The sequence below is a fragment of the Candidatus Oscillochloris fontis genome (genome assembly GCF_004138135.1).
GTDB lineage: Bacteria > Chloroflexota > Chloroflexia > Chloroflexales > Chloroflexaceae > Oscillochloris > Oscillochloris fontis.
Window position 1 is genome coordinate 58,160 of the sequence record NZ_RYFD01000004.1, and the last position, 21,791, is coordinate 79,950.

General features: G+C 57.9%; 20 protein-coding genes. 9 read left to right on the plus strand and 11 right to left on the minus strand.

The window, feature by feature from the left end:
* The first annotated feature begins 5 nt into the window (after positions 1-5).
* The 6 genes from EKD03_RS03150 (at position 6) to argC (ending at position 5,160) form a co-directional block, all read left to right on the plus strand.
* Positions 6-1,235 carry a 3-isopropylmalate dehydratase large subunit gene (locus tag EKD03_RS03150; RefSeq protein ID WP_129627335.1) on the plus strand — a complete coding sequence of 410 codons (1,230 nt, stop codon included), beginning with the start codon at positions 6-8 and terminating at the stop codon, positions 1,233-1,235.
* Between the two features lie 156 nt (positions 1,236-1,391).
* Complete coding sequence (locus tag EKD03_RS03155; RefSeq protein ID WP_129627338.1) at positions 1,392-1,892, plus strand: LeuD/DmdB family oxidoreductase small subunit; 501 nt, start codon at positions 1,392-1,394, stop codon at positions 1,890-1,892.
* The gene (locus tag EKD03_RS03160; protein ID WP_129627341.1) at positions 1,892-2,908 is read left to right on the plus strand and encodes an isocitrate/isopropylmalate dehydrogenase family protein; all 1,017 of its coding nucleotides are present in this window, start codon (positions 1,892-1,894) and stop codon (positions 2,906-2,908) included. Before EKD03_RS03155 ends, EKD03_RS03160 begins: the two co-directional genes overlap by 1 nt.
* 40 nt (positions 2,909-2,948) lie before the next feature.
* On the plus strand, positions 2,949-3,116 hold the full coding sequence (gene lysW / locus EKD03_RS03165) for a lysine biosynthesis protein LysW (protein WP_129627344.1): 168 nt from the start codon (positions 2,949-2,951) through the stop codon (positions 3,114-3,116).
* Positions 3,117-3,172: 56 nt separating this feature from the next.
* Positions 3,173-4,015, plus strand: a complete 843-nt coding sequence (gene lysX / locus EKD03_RS03170; protein WP_129627347.1) for a lysine biosynthesis protein LysX — start codon at positions 3,173-3,175, stop codon at positions 4,013-4,015.
* Between the two features lie 110 nt (positions 4,016-4,125).
* Positions 4,126-5,160: an N-acetyl-gamma-glutamyl-phosphate reductase gene (gene argC / locus EKD03_RS03175; protein ID WP_129627350.1), complete on the plus strand. Its 1,035-nt coding sequence runs from the start codon at positions 4,126-4,128 to the stop codon at positions 5,158-5,160.
* A gap of 56 nt (positions 5,161-5,216) precedes the next feature.
* Here the strand turns inward: argC and EKD03_RS03180 are convergent, their stop codons facing one another.
* The 7 genes from EKD03_RS03180 to EKD03_RS03210 all read right to left on the minus strand — a co-directional run bounded on the left by EKD03_RS03180 (position 5,217) and on the right by EKD03_RS03210 (position 10,856).
* Entirely contained in the window at positions 5,217-6,458 is a 1,242-nt protein-coding gene (locus tag EKD03_RS03180; RefSeq protein ID WP_129627353.1) for a hypothetical protein, read from the minus strand.
* 30 nt (positions 6,459-6,488) lie between these two features.
* Entirely contained in the window at positions 6,489-7,196 is a 708-nt protein-coding gene (gene rsmG / locus EKD03_RS03185; RefSeq protein ID WP_129627356.1) for a 16S rRNA (guanine(527)-N(7))-methyltransferase RsmG, read from the minus strand.
* Positions 7,197-7,356: 160 nt separating this feature from the next.
* Entirely contained in the window at positions 7,357-7,962 is a 606-nt protein-coding gene (gene nadD / locus EKD03_RS03190; protein ID WP_129627359.1) for a nicotinate-nucleotide adenylyltransferase, read from the minus strand.
* Entirely contained in the window at positions 7,959-8,207 is a 249-nt protein-coding gene (locus EKD03_RS03195) for a hypothetical protein (RefSeq protein ID WP_129627362.1), read from the minus strand. Before EKD03_RS03195 ends, nadD begins: the two co-directional genes overlap by 4 nt.
* Before the next feature lie 18 nt (positions 8,208-8,225).
* On the minus strand, positions 8,226-9,119 hold the full coding sequence (locus EKD03_RS03200) for a hypothetical protein (RefSeq protein ID WP_238613357.1): 894 nt from the start codon (positions 9,117-9,119) through the stop codon (positions 8,226-8,228).
* 117 nt (positions 9,120-9,236) lie between these two features.
* The gene (locus EKD03_RS03205; RefSeq protein ID WP_129627369.1) at positions 9,237-9,761 is read right to left on the minus strand and encodes a hypothetical protein; all 525 of its coding nucleotides are present in this window, start codon (positions 9,759-9,761) and stop codon (positions 9,237-9,239) included.
* A gap of 414 nt (positions 9,762-10,175) precedes the next feature.
* On the minus strand, positions 10,176-10,856 hold the full coding sequence (locus EKD03_RS03210; RefSeq protein WP_129627372.1) for a hypothetical protein: 681 nt from the start codon (positions 10,854-10,856) through the stop codon (positions 10,176-10,178).
* A gap of 543 nt (positions 10,857-11,399) precedes the next feature.
* On the opposite strand from EKD03_RS03210, the gene htpX reads away from it, so the two are divergent.
* The gene (gene htpX / locus EKD03_RS03215; RefSeq protein WP_129627375.1) at positions 11,400-12,278 is read left to right on the plus strand and encodes a zinc metalloprotease HtpX; all 879 of its coding nucleotides are present in this window, start codon (positions 11,400-11,402) and stop codon (positions 12,276-12,278) included.
* A gap of 52 nt (positions 12,279-12,330) precedes the next feature.
* Here htpX and EKD03_RS03220 read toward each other — a convergent pair whose 3' ends face one another.
* From EKD03_RS03220 to EKD03_RS03230, 3 genes are read right to left on the minus strand one after another with little or no spacing between them, the layout of a single operon-like run.
* On the minus strand, positions 12,331-14,793 hold the full coding sequence (locus EKD03_RS03220) for a WD40 repeat domain-containing serine/threonine-protein kinase (RefSeq protein WP_129627378.1): 2,463 nt from the start codon (positions 14,791-14,793) through the stop codon (positions 12,331-12,333).
* A gap of 3 nt (positions 14,794-14,796) precedes the next feature.
* Complete coding sequence (locus EKD03_RS03225; protein ID WP_153188290.1) at positions 14,797-16,857, minus strand: WD40 repeat domain-containing serine/threonine protein kinase; 2,061 nt, start codon at positions 16,855-16,857, stop codon at positions 14,797-14,799.
* A complete protein-coding gene (locus EKD03_RS03230; RefSeq protein ID WP_161569168.1) occupies positions 16,854-18,032 on the minus strand; it encodes an FHA domain-containing serine/threonine-protein kinase in 1,179 nt (392 codons plus the stop codon). Before EKD03_RS03230 ends, EKD03_RS03225 begins: the two co-directional genes overlap by 4 nt.
* 227 nt (positions 18,033-18,259) lie before the next feature.
* Here EKD03_RS03230 and EKD03_RS03235 point away from each other — a divergent pair, with 227 nt between their 5' ends.
* Positions 18,260-20,263 carry a M6 family metallopeptidase gene (locus EKD03_RS03235; RefSeq protein WP_129627386.1) on the plus strand — a complete coding sequence of 668 codons (2,004 nt, stop codon included), beginning with the start codon at positions 18,260-18,262 and terminating at the stop codon, positions 20,261-20,263.
* On the plus strand, positions 20,260-21,126 hold the full coding sequence (locus EKD03_RS03240; RefSeq protein WP_129627388.1) for a hypothetical protein: 867 nt from the start codon (positions 20,260-20,262) through the stop codon (positions 21,124-21,126). Before EKD03_RS03235 ends, EKD03_RS03240 begins: the two co-directional genes overlap by 4 nt.
* Positions 21,127-21,514: 388 nt before the next feature.
* Here the strand turns inward: EKD03_RS03240 and EKD03_RS03245 are convergent, their stop codons facing one another.
* Complete coding sequence (locus EKD03_RS03245; RefSeq protein ID WP_238613359.1) at positions 21,515-21,778, minus strand: hypothetical protein; 264 nt, start codon at positions 21,776-21,778, stop codon at positions 21,515-21,517.
* Positions 21,779-21,791 lie beyond the last annotated feature (13 nt).

The window sequence follows — 21,791 nt, forward strand, 5'->3', positions numbered from 1 at the left end:
TAGTTATGGCACAGACATTGAGCGAGCAGATCCTCTCGCAGGCGGCAGGGAAGCCGGTGCGCGCAGGTGAGGTGGCCACGGTGGCGGTCGATCTGGTGATGATGCACGATAGCCTTTCGCCCAGCATCATCAAGATCATGGAGCAGGAGTTGGGCGCTGAGCGGGTCTGGGACCCGGAGCGTGTCGCGGTGGTGGTGGATCACGTCGCTCCGGCGGCCACCGTGCAGACTGCCGAGAAGCAGAATGAAGTGCGGCGCTGGGTGCAGCGCCAGGGGATTACCCACTTCTATGATGTGGGCCGGGGTATTTCGCACCCGGTGTTGGTGGAAGAGGGTGTCGCGCAGCCCGGTATGGTGATCGTGGGCAGCGATAGCCACTCGACTGCCTACGGCTGCGTCGGGGCTTTCGGCAGTGGCATGGGGTCAACCGACATTGCCCTGGCGGCTGCCACCGGGCGCACCTGGTTCCGCGTTCCCGAAACGGTGCTGGTACGCGCCACCGGGCGCTTCCGCCCCGGTGTGAATGCTAAGGATCTGGCGCTGCGTGCCGCCCGCGAGCTGCGCGCCGATGGGGCTACCTACGCTGCCGTCGAGTGGCACGGCGTCGAGTTCCTTACCGTCATGGAGCGCATGACCCTGGCCACGCTCTCGATTGAGGTCGGCGCGAAGGCCGGGTTGGTGCCGCCGGTCGGCATCCCCCAGGTCGCCCCAGAGTGGTTGCGCGTCGAGGAGGGTGCCACCTACAGCCGGGTGGTGGAGGTGGATCTCGATACCCTCCAGCCCCAGGTGAGTGCGCCCAGCTTTGTAGACAACGTCAGCGATCTGGGCGATCTGGGCCGCGTGGCGGTGGATGTGGTCTACTTGGGTACCTGCACCAATGGCCACTACGAGGACATGGCCGCTGCCGCACGCATCCTAGCGGGCAAGCAGGTGGCCCCCGGCGTGCGCCTGATGGTCGTACCGGCCAGCCGCGATGCCATGCTGCGCGCCACCCAGGATGGCACGCTGGCCACCCTGCTCGCCGCTGGTGCCGCAATTGGTACCCCCGGCTGCGGTGCCTGCATCGGTCGCCACATGGGCGTGCTTGGCCCCGGCGAGACCTGCCTCTTCACCGGCAACCGCAACTTCCGTGGCCGTATGGGCAGCCCTGAGGCCAACATCTACCTGGCTTCGGCAGAAGTTGCCGCCGCGACCGCGCTGGCCGGGTATATCGCCGATCCGCAAGACGTACTGTAGCACTAATCTCCTAGCATCCCGGTTTTGACGCAAAGACGCCAAGGCGCAACGTCTTCAATAGAAGTTCCAATCAAAATCTTTGCGTCTTTGCGCCTTTGCGTCAAGAAGAGCATACTGTTTACCCCAAAAGTGAGCAGATACTTGGAGGCACCCATTATGGCCCGTGTCTGGATCTTCGGCCAGGACATCAACACCGACCAGATCGTCCCTGGCCGTTACGCGCCGATCATGCTCAAGAATGAGGATGATCTGCGCCTCTACCCGTTTGTCGAACATCGCCCCGAATTTGCCTCGACGGTGCGCTCCGGTGACATCATTGTGGCCGGGAACAACTTCGGCTGTGGCAGTTCGCGTGAATATGCCCCGCTGGCGCTCAAGATGGTCGGGGTGGGCGCGATCATCGCGCCACTCTTTGCGCGCATCTTCTTTCGCAACGCGCTCAACCTGGGTATCCCCTGTTTCACCGCCGATCTGACCGGCCAGCTTGCCGATGGTGAGCAGGTTGATCTGAATCTGGAAGCGGGCCGTATCACCAGCGCCGATGGTCGCGAGTTGGCACTGCCGCCACCGCCCACCTTCCTGCGTGAGGTCTGGTCTGCGGGTGGGATCGTGCCCTTCTACCGCCAGCACGGGCGCTTTCCGGGGGAGGCCGCCTAATGCGTGTCTGTGTCATCCCCGGCGACGGGATTGGCCCGGAGGTACTCGCGGCTGCCATCCAGGTGCTGCGGGTTGTTGCTCCCGATGTGGAGGTGAATGAGGCCGACGCAGGTTGGGCCACCTTCCAGCGGGTAGGCGTTGCGCTGCCCCCCGAAACCCTGGGCGCAGCGCGTGAGGCCGACGCGGTGCTGTTTGGCGCGGTCGCCTCACCTAGCCACAGTGTCCCCGGCTACCGCAGCCCGATTGTGGCGCTGCGCCGCGAACTCGATCTCTATGCCAACATCCGCCCCACCAGCAACGCGCAACAGCGCACGCCCGATGGGCCAGTGGTGGATCTGGTGGTGGTACGCGAAAATACCGAGGGCATGTATATTGGCCGCGAGCGGCTGGAGGATGATGGCGATACGGCGATTGCCGAGCGCCAGATTACCCGCCGCGCCAGCACTCGCATTGTGCGTGCCGCCTATGATCTCGCCCGCAGCCGGGCAGCGGCAGGGCGAGCTAACCCCACCGTCACCATCGTGCATAAGGCGAATGTGCTGCGCATCAGCGATGGCCTCTTCCGCACGGTGGCGTTGGAGGTTGCAGCGGGCTACCCCGACATCCGCACCGATGAACTGCTGGTAGATGTGGCGGCTATGCGGCTCGCCCAGAACCCGGAGCGCTTCGATGTGGTGGTGAGTACCAACCTCTTTGGCGACATCCTCTCGGATGTGGCCTGCATCCACGGGGGTGGCTTGGGGCTGGCCGCAAGTGCCAATTTAGGCGAAGGCCGGGCGCTCTTCGAGCCGGTGCATGGCGCGGCTCCCGACATTGTCGGCAAGGGCATCGCCAACCCACTGGCCGCGATAGAGTGTGTGGCGATGCTTCTTGAGTGGCGCCACCGGGTTGATGCCGCCCAGCGGGTGCGTGCCGCCGCCACGGCGGTGATCGCCCACGGTCCGCGCACGCCCGATCTGGGCGGGGACGCCACCACCGCTGCGGTCACTCAGGCGGTGATTGATCGTTTGGGCTAATAAGGTTTACTAACATCATCATTCTTGAAGGAGATAGACCATGATCGCGACATGCCCTGAGTGCGCTGCTGAGATCAGCCTGCCCGCCGATACCCTGGAGAGTGAGATCATCTCGTGCCCTGAGTGCGGCGCTGAACTTGAGGTGATCAGCCTCACCCCGCCGACCCTGGCCTTGGCCCCTGAGGTGGAAGAGGATTGGGGCGAGTAACGTGGCTCGGCTGCCGCCGCGTGATGGCGCGGCGGCACCTCTAGAGGAGCATAAACATGCGTATTGCTGTTCTGGCCTCGCGCGTGCGCGCCGAGGAGAAGTTGATCTTTGCTGAACTGGAACGTCGCGGCCTTGATTATGTGAAAATCGATGATCGTGAAGAGATCTTCGATCTGCACCAGCGCGAGTATCCGTTTGATGTGGTGTTGGAGCGCTGTATTCAACACAGCCGCGCCCTCTACATGCTCAAGATTTTCAACGATGCTGGAGTCCCGACGGTCAATACCTACCATGTCGCCAGCACCTGTGGCGACAAATTCCTGACCACCCAGGCGCTGGTGCATGCCGGGGTACCCACGCCGCGCAACCTGCTCGCCTTCACCCCGGAGAGCGCCCTGGAGGGCATTGAGCAGATGGGCTACCCGGTCGTGCTCAAGCCCGTGGTCGGTTCCTGGGGGCGCATGGTCAGCAAGATCAACGACCGTGATGCCGCCGAGGCTATTCTGGAGCATCGTGATGTATTGGGCAACTACCAGCATTCGATCTTCTACATCCAAGAGTACATCAAGAAGCCCGGTCGTGACATCCGCTCGTTTGTGGTGGGCGACGACTGCATCGGGGCGATCTACCGTGCCAGCGAGCACTGGATCACCAACACGGCGCGTGGCGGGCAAGCCTCGAACTGCCCGCTCACCCCGGAGTTGGCCGATCTGAGCGTGCGCGCCGCCCATGCGGTTGGGGGCGGTGTGGTGGCGGTGGATTTGCTCGAAACAGAGGACGGCCAACTGCTGGTGAACGAGGTCAACTACACGATGGAGTTCCGCAACAGCATTGATACCACCGGGGTGGACATTCCGGCGCGGATCATTGACTACACGTTGCGTATCGCACGCGGGTAAGATCACGCAGGGTGGGGGTTCGGGGGCGGCGCAGCCGCCCCCGAAGATCTTTTTGGGTTGCTGGTTGACGGCAAAGCCGTCAACCAGCAACCCAAAAAACGAGGAATACCATGACACGGGTAAGTATTGTCGGTGCCTCCGGCTATGTAGGTGGCGAGTTGCTGCGCCTGCTGCTCTGGCACCCCGAAGTAACGGTCGTTCAGGCCACTAGCGGGCGCAATGCGGGGCGCTATCTCTACCAAGTACACCCCAACCTGCGCGGGCGCACCAGCCTTCAGTTTGTGCATCCCGACAAACTGGAGCCGTGCGATCTGCTCTTCCTGGCCCTGCCCCACGGCGAGGCGGCACGGGCGATGCAGCGCTACACCGGCCTTGCCGAGCGCATCATTGACTGTAGCGCCGACTTCCGCCTGAGCGATCCTGCCGCCTACAAGCGCTGGTACGGTGAGGATCACCCCGCCCCCGAATGGCTGGGCCGCTTTGTGTATGGTTTGCCCGAAGTGAGCCGCGAGGCGCTGCGTGGGGCCAAATATGCCAGCGGGGTGGGCTGTAACGCCACCGCCAGTAATCTGGCCCTGCTGCCCCTGGTGCGCGCCGGGCTGATTGACACCAGCAAACCGGTGTTGATCGAGGTCAAAGTGGGTTCCTCCGAAGGTGGTGCCAGCAGCACCGACAGCAGCCACCACCCGGAGCGCGCCGGTGCGGTACGCTCGTTCGCCCCGGTGGGCCACCGCCACACCGCCGAGATCGAGCAGGTGACGGGCCTGAGTACTCCGCACCTCTCGATCACCTCGGTGGAACTGGTGCGCGGCGCGTTGGCCACCGCCCACGCCTTTGCCGTCCGCCCCATCGCCGACAAAGACCTCTGGCAAGCCTATCGCGGCTTCGCCAAAGAGCAACCCTTTGTGCGTCTGGTGAAGGAGCGCCAGGGTATCTACCGCTACCCCGAACCAAAGATCTTGGCCGGGAGCAACTTCGCCGACCTCGGCTTCGCGCTTGACCCAGAGAGCGGGCGGATTGTCAGCATCTGCGCGATTGACAACCTGATGAAGGGTGCGGCAGGCAGCGCGGTGCAGTGTATGAACCTGATGCTCGGCTTTGAAGAGACGCTGGGGCTAGAATTCCCCGGCCTACACCCGGTGTAGGCATAACCGCCGTAGGGACGCAAGATATTGCGTCTTGCGTCTTGCGTCTTGCGTCTCTACGACCCCAAAAAAACCACCACCTCAAAGAAACGTGGATTCAAGAACCACCACGTCCCCCACGCATTAGACACAACCCCCAACAGAATCAACACCCGCATCGGCCAACCCACCCGCGTCTTGGCAGCCAGCGCCAGTAAGACAAGCGCGCTCGGCAGCAGATCCAAGCTAAAACGGTACCCGAACTGCCACCAACCCGTGTTGTAGTAACTCATCAGGGGGATGAGCAGCAATCCGACGGCCACCCACGCCCCAACTACGAGTGTGCGGGGTTGCCGTGCCCATGCCAGCATAATCAGGGCTGGCGTGGTGAAGAGAATACTCATACCTTCTAGGCTGGGAACGATCATCCGTCGTTCAGCATCCCAGACTGGCCCCGCCAATAGCATCACCCAAAGATTGTGGGGAATATAGAAGCTATGAAACTGACCATAGGTCTGGAGGTCAGCAGTAAGTGATGGGTTCACATTCTGGGTTAGATAGCCAAAATCGAGCGGGTTATCAAAACGGGCATAGTTATAACTCAGCAAGAACAACACCGCCAAGCCCATAGGGGCGATGGTCGCAATACCCCAACCCAACCACTTACGCCAATCGCTCCAAGCCCCCCATCCCCGATGCTGCAACTCAATCGCCATGAGCAGGGGCAGCATCAACGCCACATGGGGGCGGCCAAGCATCGCCAACGCCAATGCCAGCCCGGCAAGATACGCCTTGCGCGTACTGATTGCCAACCAGATCGCAGCAAGCAGAAAAGTTGTGGTACAAATCTGAGCTAAAAACCAGACACTGCCCAGGGTTGATACATACCAATGGACAGAACCTAGCCCAAACAATAACGTCAACCAGAGATTGTCAGCTAAAGAGAGTTGTGTCCAGCATTGTTGCGCCAATGCCTCCAGTAACAAAAAGGCAATCACCACATTGATCGCCCCCATAACCGCCCCAAAAATGACCGTATTCACCCCAGCAACCCCAAAAACAGCAACAAAGGGTAACAGGAGTAACGCAGGTAGGGGTGGAAAGGGAACATACCAGTGGCCATGATAGAATGTTAAATCAACCGTAGCGGGTGGATTGATCAGAAACAATCGCCCATGCAAGAAGGATTCGGCCAAGCGATCAAAATGGGCATCGGGGGGCGAGGTAACCCGATATAAGAGCAGTGCCGAACTCATATAGATTCCAAACGTGAGAATCCCGATGAGCACAGCCAGTCGAAAATGTCGAGAGATGAACATTGGAACATCCTCGCAACAAGATGTTTGGCACTACAACGGCTTACGGGTCGGCACCCCCGGTGCGCGGGGATAGCGCGGGTCAGTTGGGTTTACCTTCTCCACAATCACCACCACATGCGCATCTTGGCCGGGCAGTGCCACCGGCTCCACCCCTACCAACTTGCCTCCCAACAGACGTAAGGCGTGTTCAGCGGCTGTCACCTCGGTGTAGACCGTTGGCCCCTTGGCGGCTAGCAACCGCCCACGGATGTGCAGCAGTGGCAGGGCATACTCCAACAAGACCCGCAACTCGGCTACGGCGCGCGCCGTGACGAGATCATGGGTCGCACGCTCAGCCGTGTTACGTCCAACATCCTCGGCTCGCGCATCCAGCACCCGCACCGCATGCAGATCGAGGTCATGCGCCACATGACGTAAAAACTCGGCCTTCTTGCCCACCGACTCAATCAGCGTCAAGCGCAGTTCGGGGCGTAAGATCTTCAGCACGAGGCCCGGAAACCCGGCCCCACTGCCGATATCCACCAGACTATTCGGGCCACTGCCCCAGAATCGGGCCAGGCTGAGCGAATCGAGAAAGTGGCGGCGGTAGATCTCAGCCAGATCCGTGATCGTCGTCAGATTGATGCGCTCATTCCATTCGCGCAAGAGCTGCGCATAGCGCGCCAACTGATCAAGTTGGGTAGGGGTCAGACTCATGCCCCAATCGGTACAGGTCTGAACCAAAAGATCATCAGACATAGGTTATCCTCCGGTGGGGGGCGGGGGCGGCTGCGTCGCCCCCGAAGATCTTTGTTGTTGTTTTTTGGCGGCTGTGCCGCCAAAAAACAACAACAAATAGGGTTTGGGGTACATCCCCAAGAACTTTGCACATGCCCTGATTCCGGGAAGCCTTGGAAGCTCAGAGGTAAAGACCATGGTGCGCAATATAGGCCAAGACCGCATCAGGAATCTGGTAGCGGGTAGGGCGGCCACTCGCTAGGCGCAGGCGCAGATCGGTACTCGACACCGTCAGACGTGGGCCATCAATCAGCGTGGTACGCAGGCGCACCCCCGGCAAGCGCGATTCCAGATCGGCCAGATCGCACGGATGATCGGGGCGTGCGACAACCGCAAGTTGCGCAAGGCGCAAGATCTCGTGTACCCGATGCCAGCGCGGCAAATCGCGGGCCGCATCAGCGCCCATGATCAAGGTGAGATGACTGAATGGCGGCAAGTGATTGCGCAGACCCACCAACGTATCACGGGTATAGGAGGGTGGTGGGCGGCGCAGTTCGAGATCCGAGACCGCAAAGGCGGGGTTAGCGGCACATGCGAGGCGCACCATCTCAAGGCGCTGGGTAGGTGAAGCACCGGGGGCCACCCCCTTGAGTGGCTGGCGGGCGGCGGGCACAAAGATCACCTGATCAAGCCGCAGCGCATAGCGTACCTCCTCAGCAATCGCTAAGTGGCCGATATGTACTGGGTCAAAGGTGCCACCATAGACCCCAATCCGCTGCCCGGTCAATGACTATGCTCCTCAATCTCGCGGGCATCTTGGAAGAGGTGCCAGATCATCCACGAGAGATCATGCTGATCCTCGGCACAGAGATCATCCACATAGTCACGAATCAACGCCGCAACATCTTGGCGGGGCAGCAGGTAGACCCGATCCCCTAACGATTCGTGCAACTGAAGCGCGAGGGCATCGGCCAGATCGAGCATATCGCGCTCAGGTAAGCGACGATCAGTGCTGTAGCGATAACCACGCATAGACTCCCCACCAACCAGTTAGCGCCCGCGTAGACGTGGACGCACATCATCATACGCCGACTCGTCATCATAGGATTCTTGATACTGGAGTTGGGTCGTGGTCTGCCCGCGCCGTGGAATGAGGGCGTTTTCGGTGAGGCTCTCGTGAATATAATCAAGATAGCCGCGAATATCATCATTATCATCAAGGCTACTAAATGGAACCGTAGCTCCGCTGACTGTTTTGACGCTCTCGCCAATATCTCTAAGGGTTCCATCTATACCCTTCACTAATCCCCGCATAACCGCAGCTAATTCCTCTTTTTCTTGCACGGTCAAATTTGCAAAACCTATCAGTGCCTTCTCTTGTGCTCGCAGGAGTGTTGCACGTAAAATAGCAATATCGGCTTGGGTTTGAAGTTCATACCTACGCACTAAATGGGCTTGGCGCACTTGCTCAACCAATTCCTCACTTGTCACAGGGGTCCAGAGCAGTGCTGGAATAATAATAAAACCTATAATCCCAATAATCACTTGTTGCAGAACAAGGCCGCTATTTGCGACAACTGGTTGTATTGCCCACCAACTATATTGTATTTCAAAGGAATAATAGATAAGGTAGAGTGATGCGGCAATAATAACACCGTAACCCCATGTTTTTGCGTTGATTTTTTGTAATAACATGCCACCTGGCGACCAAGGAATCAAGAAACTCGTCAGACTCGGTGGTGCTAAAACCAGAATCGCAGTAAAAGCGATTGCCACTACTGGATTAGTAGTAAGTTGGCTCTGCACTCCCCACCAATAGACCGCCGATCCTATCATAGCTACAAAGGCCAGCACCGCCAACAACGACTTAGCGGTAAACTGCCATCCCCCACTGGTGCTGCGGCGACGTTGCCCACGAACCATATCAAGGTATCTGCTGCTCACGTTCGTGTCCTTCCCTCTAACTGTCAGTGGGCCGTGTGCCATGCGAGGCGTCGGCTTAGGTATAATGGCGTACAAAAATGTGCATACGTAAGGCACATACGTACCGAATGGGCCTACTTAGCGCCCAACAAGATCTGGAGTTATCACGACATAGGTTTCGATCCACTCACTTCCTCCGGCGGCGTTAATACGCGCAATAAGTGCTGGAGAGAGGGCAGTAAGGCCATAACTTTTATTGACGTTGTATGGCACCTCCAATGCGTCAAGATTTTTATCGCGCAAGGTAAATGCTGCTTGCGCCGAGAAATCACCCATGAATGTACCCAAAAGGACATGCTGTTGATTGATCGGGTCGTACCACCACAACTCACTTCTTGCAGTTGTATAGATACGCATTGGTTCGAACACGATGCGATTGATCTGTTGCTCACGCCAGCGCTCTTCGTTGCTTTGTGGCGCACGGGTTGACAGAATGAATGGTGGCGGTATCGTTGCAGTTGGCGATGGAAGAACGATCTCCGCAGTTGGCGCAGGGGTTGCAGTTGCTACTCCCTCCACTCCATCCACAGTTGGGTTGATCTGCGTAGGTATGATCTCAGGCATTGCTGATGGCACAGATTCGCTAGGTACAACAATCGCCATGGATGGGAGTGCCGAGGGTGGGAGGATAGTGTCAGGTTGGTTACTCTGGAGTGCCTCCATGCAACCACTCAACAAGAACGTAAACAGCGCTACGACCACGAGGTTCCATGGGTCATTGCACCGATTACGGGAAGATCGAACCATTCGTACAATGCGCACAGCCGCCTGATATTCTCGCTGAACCCTCAATTGAGGGTATGAACCGAATGCACTAGTATCGAACCCATGCAAATTTTACCATAGGTTGCGAACCAACTACCTATGATCGTACATGACAGCCATCTGACAGAATATGTGTTCTTGTTCTCAAGCAAGCAGTTGTGCTCAAAATGGTAGCATAGAGTAGCATAGGCGTCAACACCAAAAAGCCAGGGTGGCTGAACACCACCCTGACCGAGATAGCTATGACGCGCTTTAGCGATGGAAGAGGATGGGGCGCACACGCAGCATCAGGCCCACATCAACCAGCGTATGAACCAGCACCACCGTCCAGATGTCGTTGTAGAGCCAGAGGCAGAGACCCCACCCAAAGACGAGCAGCACCTCGGCCAGTGGGCGGAACTTGCGGATGGCAACCGAGCGCGGTGAATCGTCAAAGTGGGGCGGCAGGAGTTGTAACCAGAACAAACCGTGGATCAGGCCACCATAGATCATGAAGAAGACCAACCCCAGGCCAAACCCGGCGACGCTGGCAAACCCAGGTGCAAACAGCCCAACCACACTCGATCCGATCAACGCTCCGAGCCAGTAGACAAAGGCGAAGGCGAAGGTCTCGAAGATCCCATTCCCAATCGAGAAGATCACCGTCGGCAATGGTAGCACTGGGCGATCATCGTGGCGCGCCACCAGCACATAGAGGGTCTGGCTCAGGGCGAAGGTGACGACCAGAAAGGCCACCAACCAGGGCTGCGCGAGGGTGGCCCCAACATTCCAAGCCCCAATCCAGTGGTTCAACGCCACCAGACCCAAGAGTAACGAGATGCCCCAGTAGATCAGAATGGCACGCTCTGGGTTGGCCATACCCATCCGTACATAGTTGATCGCCGACTTGCTGGCGTTCGCGGTCTTGGCTGCGGTCTGGAATTTCACATCCATGGGCTGCTCCAGGGGATAGGCACATCTGTATATCTTTTGAGTGCCTATAGTAGATGCTCTGTTTGGGGTCGTTGTTCGGTCTTTGTTCAGGTTTTGCGTGGAAATGTGTCGTAATTGTGGCGAACAGGTAGTGTCTTGGGCAATATCGTTGCTTATATGCAACGCGAGTATACTACGAGATGCTCCAAATGACAAGAGGCATGCACAGGTTTGCCAGGGCATGGGCAAAGTCACCTCCGGTGGGGGTGCGGGGGCGACTGCGCCGCCCCCGCAGAATTTTTTTGTGGTGTTTTGGCGGTGAAGCCGCCAAAACACCACAAAAAATGGGGCTTGGGGTGCAGCCCCAAGAACTTTGCCCATGCCCTGACAGGTTTGCCGATGGGCCTTGACCGGGAAGAATTCCCTAGCATGCTTGGGAAGCTGCCCCTAACACGCACGTGGTTAGAATGTTAGGCTAGAAGGGCAAGACAGGGTGGATCGCCCACAATGGTGTGGGCACTCCATCCCTGTTGTGGTCATAGAGTAGAGCATAGGTGAACAATAATGCAGATCTGGAATACCTTCAAAACAACCATTCTTCTGGCTGGCTTGACGGCTCTGTTTATGCTGATCGGTGGGGCGATTGGCGGTCAGGTGGGGATGATCATCGCGCTGGTGATGGCCGTGGCGATGAATATGGGCGCGTGGTGGTTCTCGGATACCTTGGCGCTGCGCATGAGTGGTGCCCATGAGGTGAGTCCGGCGGAGGCTCCCGAACTCCACCAGATGGTGGAGGAGTTGTCGCTTCGGGCCGAAATTCCGAAGCCACGGGTCTATCTGATCGAGAGTGAGACGCCCAACGCCTTCGCCACGGGGCGCAGCCCGGCCAAGGGTGCAGTTGCGGTGACGACCGGGATTGCTCGTTTGCTCACCCGCGACGAGTTGGCGGGTGTGGTGGCCCACGAGTTGGCGCATATTAAGCACCGCGATACGCTCATTTCGAGTATTGCGGCGACGATTGCCGGCGCGATCTCGATGCTGGCCGATATGGCGATGTGGAGCCTGATGTTCGCCGGCCTGGGTGGCTCGGACGACGGTGAGGATGAGGGTATCGCCCGAATGGTCGGTGGTGTCCTGATGATGATCCTGGCTCCGATTGCGGCGATGATCATCCAGATGGCGATCTCGCGCTCGCGTGAGTACCTCGCTGATGCGGGTGGGGCGCGTATCCTGGGGAACCCGTTGCCGCTGGCGAGTGCGCTGGAGAAGTTGGAGTGGGCGGCGGGCCGCGTGCCGATGCAGGCCAGCCCCGCCACTTCGCACCTCTATATCATTAACCCGCTGGTGGGTGGTTTGGCTGGGCTCTTCCGTACCCACCCCGCCACCGCCGAGCGCATCGCACGCCTGCGGGCGATGAGTAGCCAGGGTGTGGCGATGGTGTAGCCTGATGCTCCTACCTCGTGGCGCTGCCAGCATTGGCTGGCAGCGCCTTTGGTTATTCGATACCCACACCCCAACGATGGATCACTCCGTCGTTGGCGGCGGAGATTAGGTGCTCCCCGTTGGGAGTGAAGGCCAGCCATACCACTTCTATCGGATAGGTGTGGGCTTGAAATTCACGTATTGGGCTATAGTCATCGGTGCGCCAACAACGAATTACGCCAGCACTCCCACTCAAAAGGAGGCTGCTATCCGGCGCGAAGGCAAGTTGACCCGTATCGGAGAGGTTGATCCGGCGCTGTTCAAGCAGGATCGCCATATTGCTTGTATCGGTCAGATCCCAGAGGGCTACGTGCCACTCATAGTCCCTATCCATTCCTGAACCAGCGAGGAGTTGGCCGTTGGGGGCAAAGGTAAGTGTGGTTCCCACTCCCCCATGCAGGGTCCGTATCTCATCACCACTACGGGGATCAAGCAGGCGAACTTCGTTGGTAGATCCCACCGCCAGCATGGTGCTATCAGGAGAGAAGGTAACGCTTGCCCAAGTGCCTTGCAGACTGAAGATCTCGCTTTCTGAAGCGATCTCCCAGAGGTGTACCGTCCCTTGGCTCTGCGCCGCCAATAACGTTCCATCTGGTGAGAGGGCTAGGGATACGGAGTAATCTTCGATAAGCGGGAAGGAGCGTACTATTGTAAGGCTTTGCGCATCCCAAAGGGTGATCTGGCCATCCCATAGCATACCCGCAAGCCAGCGCCCATCGGCAGAGGCAGTTAATGCGCGGACAACCGTAGGGAGTGTTTGGGTGACTTCGCCACGCAGCAGATCATAGCGTATGAGCGCTCCCTGACGTGGATCAAAGATATCGCCTGTGGCGACCGTCAGACTATCGCCATCGGGATTGATGCTTATGCCAGCGATGGCCAGATATGGGATCGATTGATCGGCTTCGATAGGCATAAAGCCAGGGCTGATACTCGCAACCAGTTGGAGTTGATTCGCATTCTCGGCACTAATCGGCTGAAACGCTTGGGGAGCAGCGCGAGTAACACCCCAGAATTGTAGGCCATTGGAAATCTGCATGATCAGCATACGGCTATCGGGCGAGAAGCTGATCTGACGAATATCATTGGCATGAAAATCGAGGAGCGAGCTATCCTGACCAGTGTGGGGGTCGAGCATACTGATGAGGGTGGAGTTGAGGCACACCACCAACAGTTGTGCATTGGGGGCCATGGCTATGCAGCTAGGTTCACGGAACCCAAAGAGGGAAAGCAGAGACATCTCGCCGGTGTGCAGATCCCAACGAATCAACCGGCTATCACCAGAATCGCTACTCTGAGCCGCCACCACAAAACTACCATCAGGCACCATCACCATCTGCTCTATCGTCCCCACCTCACCAAGTTGGCCCTCAATTGCGCTCAGTTGGCGTAGTTCGCTACCAGTAGCAACATCCCACAACCGGATCGTGCCATCAGCGGAGGCTGAGGCAATCTGTGTCCCATCGGGGGTAAAGGCGATGCTCGTTACTGCTGCGGTATGTCCGCTCAGTTCCTGGTATGCATTACCAGTAGCCACCTCCCACAACCGAATAGTCTGATCTTGCCCCGCACTGGCCAGAATCTGGCCAGTGGAATCGATCTCTAGCGCCAAAATGGGAGCGGTATGGCCGCGCAACGCCCGTACCGAGCGCCCACTTGCAACCTCCCAGATCTCGATACGATCCTGAACTGATAGAGCCATAAATGACCAATCGGGGGTGAATAACGCATGCTCATTGGGGGCATCAAAGCGATTAATCTCTTCAAACGTATTCAGATCAACTATTCGCACCTGGAGCGAGTCATTGATTGCGATCTGTTGACCATCAGGCGACCAAGCAATAATTTCACCGGGGCCGCCCAGGATGTCCAAGAGATCGAGGCGTGGGGCATTATGGACATCTATCGGGGGGAGGGTAGCGGGAAGACGCCCAGCCGGATTGGTATTGGAGCTATCCGCAGATGGGTTGGAGGTAGCAGTTGGGCGGGCGAGATCGGGTGCGGGCGTGGAGAGTAAGGCAGCAGTCGGGCTAGATTGGGGGCTACTCGCGCTCATCCAGCGGATCATGAGTGGGATCACAACCACGCCGGTGAGCGCCAAGAGCAATCCCCACGCCCAGAACGGAGTGCGCCGAACCGGGGGAGGGATGGGGTAGGGATGGGTGGTTGAGGGTGGCTCGTGGGGGTAGGGATGGGTATCTGTGGGTGGCTCAGTTTGGGCATCTTCAAGTACCACATACGGGATGCCTGCGTGTTCACCATAGGAGAGTACCCGCGCCAACTGCGGATCTTGGATCTCCGCAGCAAAACGGGCGTGTGCCTGCGGATCAGCAACCTGGTCGGGATGGATGAGACGGAGCAGTACATGACGTTCGAGATCTGTATCATAGGCACGATACACCACGCCATGAGCATCTTCAGCGACCAAGGTTCGGAGTTGAAAGGGGCCAAACATCTGTCCAAGTTGGTATTCCACAGGCTACCTCGCTGGATCAATCGCCCAGATTTCGACTGCACCATTACCCGCCGCAACAAAGAGTGTTCCATCGGGAGAGAAACTTGGTTGACCATCACGAACGGCGGCACTATTCAATAAGCGTAGCGACTTCCAGGCTGCGGTATCCCAGAACTGCGCCTCCGAGAACATCAACCGTCTATCGGGTGAGACCGGGCCACAACAGCCTTCTCGGGTACGCTTGAGTTGGCCCGTACTGCGATCATAGATCTTCTGGCCGACCGCAAGGCTCTGATCATCGGGCCAAAAGCGGATCGGGGTATCGCGGTAGGAGATACTCGAACTGATCACCCGTAGCCGCGTACCCGTTGCCACATCCCAAATACGGATGCTGCCATCATCCGATGCTGAAGTAAGTAGTTTGCCATCAGATGAGAAGGCAATACCTCTGATGGTATTGCTATGTTCTGCAAAATGATAAACGATGTTACCAGTGCCTACATCCCAAACATAAAGCGAGTGATCACCAGAAGTTGCCGCGATCAGCGTATCATCCGGTGAGAAGGTAAGCATAAAATCGAGCGCAACATCTATCGGATCAAGAGCTAGGTATTCCTGGCAGTTCACAACATCCCAAATAACCACCTGACCAGAGCGCACGGCTGCAAGCAGACGTGAATCATGAGAAAAACTCCAGTTGTGGGTGACAAAAGCAAAATTGATCGAATTGTTTGGGATCGAACAGACCGGCTGAAGATCAGGTGCTGTATAGATTTGGATACCATCAACATACTCTAGAACATCATCAATCATGATCTGGCCACCCGTCACCAGCCCCATATAGCGCCCATCATAGCTCCACTGTAGATCCATAAGCCAGATTTGGGGATTATGATCGGGATCGGTAGAGATGCTATTGACGATATTGAGGCGATCAATATTCTCTGAACTAATCACCTCACGCGCATCGGGAATGCTAAAGAGCGCCTGTAGTGTTGGTTGGAGCGCCGCAATCACCGTAGTGGAGGTCTGTGGTAGTGGTGTTAGGGTGGGCAGTGGTGTCGGGGATGTGGGGCGGGAGGTTGGGGTAGGTTGCATCGGCACGACCGGGCTTGGGGTAGGGATGGGAATCTCCGCTGTCATGTTCGTTCGAGCGAGAGCCAACCAGACACCGACTACCAAGAGGAGCACCAGCGCAAGCCCCACGAGGGCTATAGGCCACGCAAACCTGCGCTGAGGTGGTGGTTTGGCTGTTGCAATCTGTTCCAACGCATGCGCAAAGAGCGCTAACGAAGCATAGCGATCCGCCGGATCTTTGGCTAATGCAGTAGAGATCACCTGCTCAACCTGGGCCGAAAGACTAGGATTGTATCTGCGAGGACTAGGCAACGGCTCGGTAGATTGTTTCAAAAAAATTGCGGCGGGTGTCTCGGCTGGATAGGGCGTTTGAGCGGTCACCAACTCATAGAAGATCACGCCAAGGGCATAGAGATCACTAGCGGGACCAGCCTGACCATGCCATTGTTCGGGGGCCATATATGCGGGGGTACCTACACCCATACCAACACCGGTCAATCCGGGGCTAGGATCGCGCTCAGCGATAGCCGCAATCCCAAAATCGGAGAGTTGCGGTTCGGCATCGGCATTAAAGAGGATATTGGATGGTTTCACATCACGGTGGATGATGTGGTGTTGATGGGCATAGTGGAGGGCATGGGCAATCGGAACCAGGAGACGGGCAGCCTCAGCGGGATCATAGATCCGGGTCATGCGTTGGCGCAACGTTCCACCGGGGAGATACTCCATGATGAGGTAGGAGATCTGCTGGTATTGCCCATAACTAAAGATCCGCACAATATGCGGGTGGCTCAAGCGGGCCAATGCACGTGCTTCGCGCTCAAAACGAGCCAGAAATTCATGCCCATTGGCCAGATCGGCACGGATCACCTTGAGCGCAACCATCCGATCCAAGCGCGGATCGTAGGCACCATACACGGTTGCCATGCCCCCTTCGCCCAACTGCTCAACAATCTGATAGTGTTCGATTGTTTGGCCGATCAGACTTTGTATAGAAAATATACTCAAATTCCTTCAAAGCGGAGTAGCGTATATCCAATCCGAATTTCATCACCCGGAGCGAGATTGACCGGCTGATGAGCAGTTAGACGTTGCTGATTGAGCAGGGTACCGTTGGCACTCCCCAAGTCGGTGATCTGGTACTGGGCCGCTTTGTATTGAATGCGTGCATGGGTACGGCTGGCAAAACTATCCTGGAGCACAATATCGTTGGGAGCCTTGTAACTACCAATCGAGGTTGAGGCATGCAGCGGAAAGACCTGACCTACCTGTGGCCCCGCCAAGACCCGGAGCAGAGCGGGTTGGTTCGCTTCTAGTTGTTGGGTGACGAATGGCTGGCGTGGCGTGGGAGCCTCGGTAAGGGCACTCTGGTCGTAGATGGCTGTTACCGCAGCCACAAGATCCGCTGCACGCTGAAAGCGCCGTGTTGGTTGTTTGTCCAAGGCCATCTGCAAGACCGCATCGAGTTGTGCTGGGAGGTAGGGGGCAATATCAGCAAGATGCGGTACCGGGGTATAGAGATGACTCTGGACGATCTCACTAGGGGTGCCACGAAAGAGGCGCTGCCCGGTCAACAACTCAAATAGGATGAGTGCGAGGCTATAGACATCACTGGCTGGGGTGACATCTTCACCACGCAACTGTTCGGGTGAGGCATAGGCGGTGGTACCAAGCACCGTGCCAGAACGTGTATGTCGGATTTCGCTTCTGATACGGGCCAGATCAAAGTCGGTGATCACCAAGCGTCCATCAGCGTGGAACATGATGTTGGCTGGTTTGAGATCGCGATGGATGACACCCTGCTGATGGGCAACGTCCATCGTCTGGCAGATGGTGGTGAAGGTATGAATGGCCTCTGTCGGCAACAACTTGCCACGCGCCAGACGGGCACGTAGATCGCCACCGGAGAGGTACTCCATGACGAGAATGTTGGTCTGGGTAGCCTCATCACGAGCCATGGTATAGACCAACTGGATATTTGGATGGCGCAACCGAGCGGCCGTGCGTGCGCCAATGAGAAACCGATGCAACACCGCACTATCCGCAGCCAATTCAGGGCGCATCACCTTGAGTGCCACATCAATCAGCAAGCGCTGGTCGTGGGCCAGAAAGACCTGGCCAAACCCGCCCTCACCGAGTAACTGACGAATGTGGTAGTGGAGAAGGTGATCGCCTGGTTGCATGATCCTCCCCGTTGTTGCTCTCGCATTACTATGCTCTCGCATACTATACAATACCCCCGCAGATCTTTGTTCGTGCGAAGAAGTTCTGGAATGCGCCGCCGGCTGAGCCTGTCGAAGCCAGTGCGCCGCATTCTTGCCATCCCAAGGCTTCTTCGCCCCAAGGGCGTTGCACATGCCTTGGCCATCATCCCCATGCATACACAACCAACCTGAAGTACAATGGGTGCATGAAGAACCATGCACCCCTTCTGCTCTTATTCACCCTGCTGCTGGCGGCGTGTAGCCCCAATGTGGCTCAGGTGCCGCCAACAGCTACTCCCGTTCCGCCGACGGCGACTCGTATTCCGACGGCGACTCCGCTGCCGCTGGAGCCGACTCAGCCGCCCGATCCGCAACTGCTCGCCGCTGATGCCGCTGAGTTGGCGACGTTGAGCGCCGCACCCCGCTTTGGCCGCGATCAGGTGGAGTTGGCGCGTAGTCTCGGCAGTTGCCGCACTTCCCCCGATGCGTGCCCGACGGTTGTGCGTACCACGCCGCTCGATGTGGCTGTGGGTGATGTGCGCGATTTCTGGGTGGTTGATTTCAATACCGATGCCCAGTTCCAGATTAAGGCCGAACTGCGCTATGCTGGCCCGGTGGTACTCATGTATGTTCAAGAGGGGCTTGAGTATGATCAGGGCGACCTCGAATATGCTGCTAAGATGTTTGAAGAGGAGATCTATCCGCGTACCCGTGAGGTCTTTGGCTCCGAGATCCAACCGGGGGTTGATGGCGATCTACGTTTGACGATCCTCAATGCGGATGATCCGAGTGGCACGGTGCTGGGTTACTACTCCTCGCAGGATTCGCTGCCCGCCCAGATCAATCGCTTCAGCAATGAGCGCGAGATGTTCTTTATGAATGCGGCGGCGATGGATTTTACGGATCAACGCTATTTGGAGGTGTTGGCCCACGAGTTCCAACACATGATCCATCAGAACCAGCATGCCAATGCGGCCACATGGTTCAATGAGGGTTGTTCACAGCTCTCCGAAGACCTGAATGGCTTCTCGAATAGTGGCTTTGCGATGTTCTATCTGTTTAATACCGATACCCAACTTACCGGGTGGGGGAGTTCTCCAGAGACAGCCGGGCAGCACTATGGTGCGTCGCACCTCTTTACGCGCTATATGTATGCCCAGTATGCCCAGGCCGAACAGATCCGTCCGCTGATGCAGGCTGATGCGGGTGATAATCTTGATGCGTTTGTGGCTCTGGCGGCTCAGACCCGCCCCGATATCAGCGACTTTGGCACGCTGGTTGCCGATTGGGCCGTGGCAAACCTGATTGATGCCCCCGACGTGGCCGATGGCCGCTATACCTACGCCACTGGCCACGAGTTGCCCGATCTGTTGCCCATGAAGGCCGATACGACCCGCGTGCGCGATCTACACGAAGATACGGTCAGCCAGTTTGGGGCCGATTATCTGTCGCTGCCGCGTGGCACGACTCAGGTCGAGTTTATGGGTTCCACCAGTGTGCAGCTTGCGGCTGCGATGCCCAGCGGCTATGCGTGGTGGAGTAATCGTAGTGATGATAGTATCGCTACGCTGACGCGGGCGGTGGATCTGCGCAACCTCTCTAGCGCCACGCTGACCTTCGACACCTGGTATGAGATCGAAAATGACTACGACTATGCCTTCGTGACGGTCTCGACCGATGGTGGGCAGACGTGGGAGACGTTGCCGGGGAGCCTCACCACCAGCGACGATCCGCAGGGGGCTAATTATGGCCACGGCATCACCGGGGTGAGTGGGGTGCCAGGGGCGAAGATCGAGGATGGTGTGCGCGGCGAGTGGGTCAGTGAGCAGATCGATCTGAGTGGCTACGCGGGGCAGGAGATCCTGTTGCGCTTCTGGCAGATTAACGATCAAGGGCTGAATGCGCCGGGGATGCTGATTGATAACATCGCGATTCCTGAACTGGGCTTCGCTGATGCTGTGGATGCCGGTGCAGGTGATTGGCAGGCCGAGGGGTTTGTACGGGTTGATGGCGATTTGTTGCAGCATTGGCAGTTGCGCCTCGTCATTACCGACGCGGATCGTAACGTGCGGGTGGAGCCACTGCGTGTGGATGCGACGGGGCGTGCGCTGGCCACCATCAACCCCGATGAGCGGGCGGTGTTGATGGTGATGGGGGCGACCTTCCACACGACTGAGAAGGCGACTTATCAGGTGCGAGTTGATTCATGAAGCTGACGTTGCCCCACATCTCGCTGGCCGCGATTGGCCCAACCTTACTTGGGGTGCTGGTGGTGGCGCTGGCGCTGCTTGTGCATCCCGCACCGCGCCCTAGCTTAGCCCCGGCTTCGGCGGTGGTGGCGATGGTGGATGCGCCGGAGCGCCCGATCATGCCCGGCGAGGCCACGGCAACGCATGAGACGCTCAATGGTACCTATATCCCGGTGCAGTCGCTCGATGTTGTACTGGCCGACGGCTTGATCCCGCTTGCGGAACAGCAAGCCTTCGCGCAAGAGATTGAGCAGGCGCTGAGCTATGTGAGCAGCCGGTTTGGTAGCGGGCCACGTGGGCGCATCAACGCCTATGTGGGCGTAGAAGCGAGTTGCGGGATTCATGGCATTGCCTACACGGGCGAGCGGATGGTGCAGGTCTATACCTGCGCCACCCTGCCACGGGTGCGGGCGGTCAATATTCTGGCTCACGAGCTTGTTCACCAACTCGCCCATGATCACTACGGGAGCCGCCACCTTCAGGCCGATCTTATCCTCTTAGAGGGTCTGGCCACTTGGGGCGCGGGGAGCTATTGGTTGAATGGTGAAGAGCGTTTCAGTGCCTTTGTGCGGCCTTGGATCGCTGCTGGGAGCGGCTTGCCCCTGGCCACCAGCTATGTGGGGCGTCCGATTGGGGACATGAACACGCTCTACTACCAGTGGGCCAGTTTTGTCGAGTTTCTGATGCAGGTCTATGGGCGCGAACGCTTTGACGCGCTCTATGTGACGGGCAACTCCGAGCCAGGCTCCGCCGATTACCAGGGCGTCTATGGCAAGCCGTTGGAGGTCTTGGAGCAGGAGTGGCGGGCGTGGGTGGTGCAGTAGGGGCACGTCGCGATGCGCCCCGTGTGGAGGCCATATTACAGAAATAGCCCGTAAAGCCCAGCAGCTTTAGCGCTGGGATATAAGGGCTTCACCCGCTTTAGCGGCTTTAGCCCATGTGTTGCATAAAGTACTGATTTATGGTACACTTGTTCGTGTTCAGGCGTCGTACCTCGTGTACGTTTCCAACTGAGTTTTGGGCGTTCCGACGAGCAATCCATCGTCGGGTAAAAAGCTCATGGTCACGTGGCGCACTGGTTCGGCGGAAGGGGCCAACCTGAGAGCCAGCACAGGCAAGTGCAGCAACAGGCCACACACCACCAACGTTCTCCTCGGAGAACGAGACTGGGGCGGCAGTCTCTGAAGCCCAAGCCCTCGGGTTTGGGAGCCGTCACATCCCGGTAATGCCGCTGCCGCCCTTGCCGGCGCGGCGCAGACGCTCGATGCTGCCCCAGCCCAACCGGGCCGGAATGCGGGCGGGTGTTAGCCCCTGAGCCACCAGTTTCGAGCCATCGCGCCAGCGGACGGGCGGGGTGGTGGCTTCTTCAGGCTGTGGGCTTGCGGCGGACAACAAGGCCGCAATGACGGCAACAGCGGCGGCGGCCTCATCTTCACTCGCGTCATTAGTGATCTGAATTTGATATGCTAAAGTCATAGGAAATCCTCAT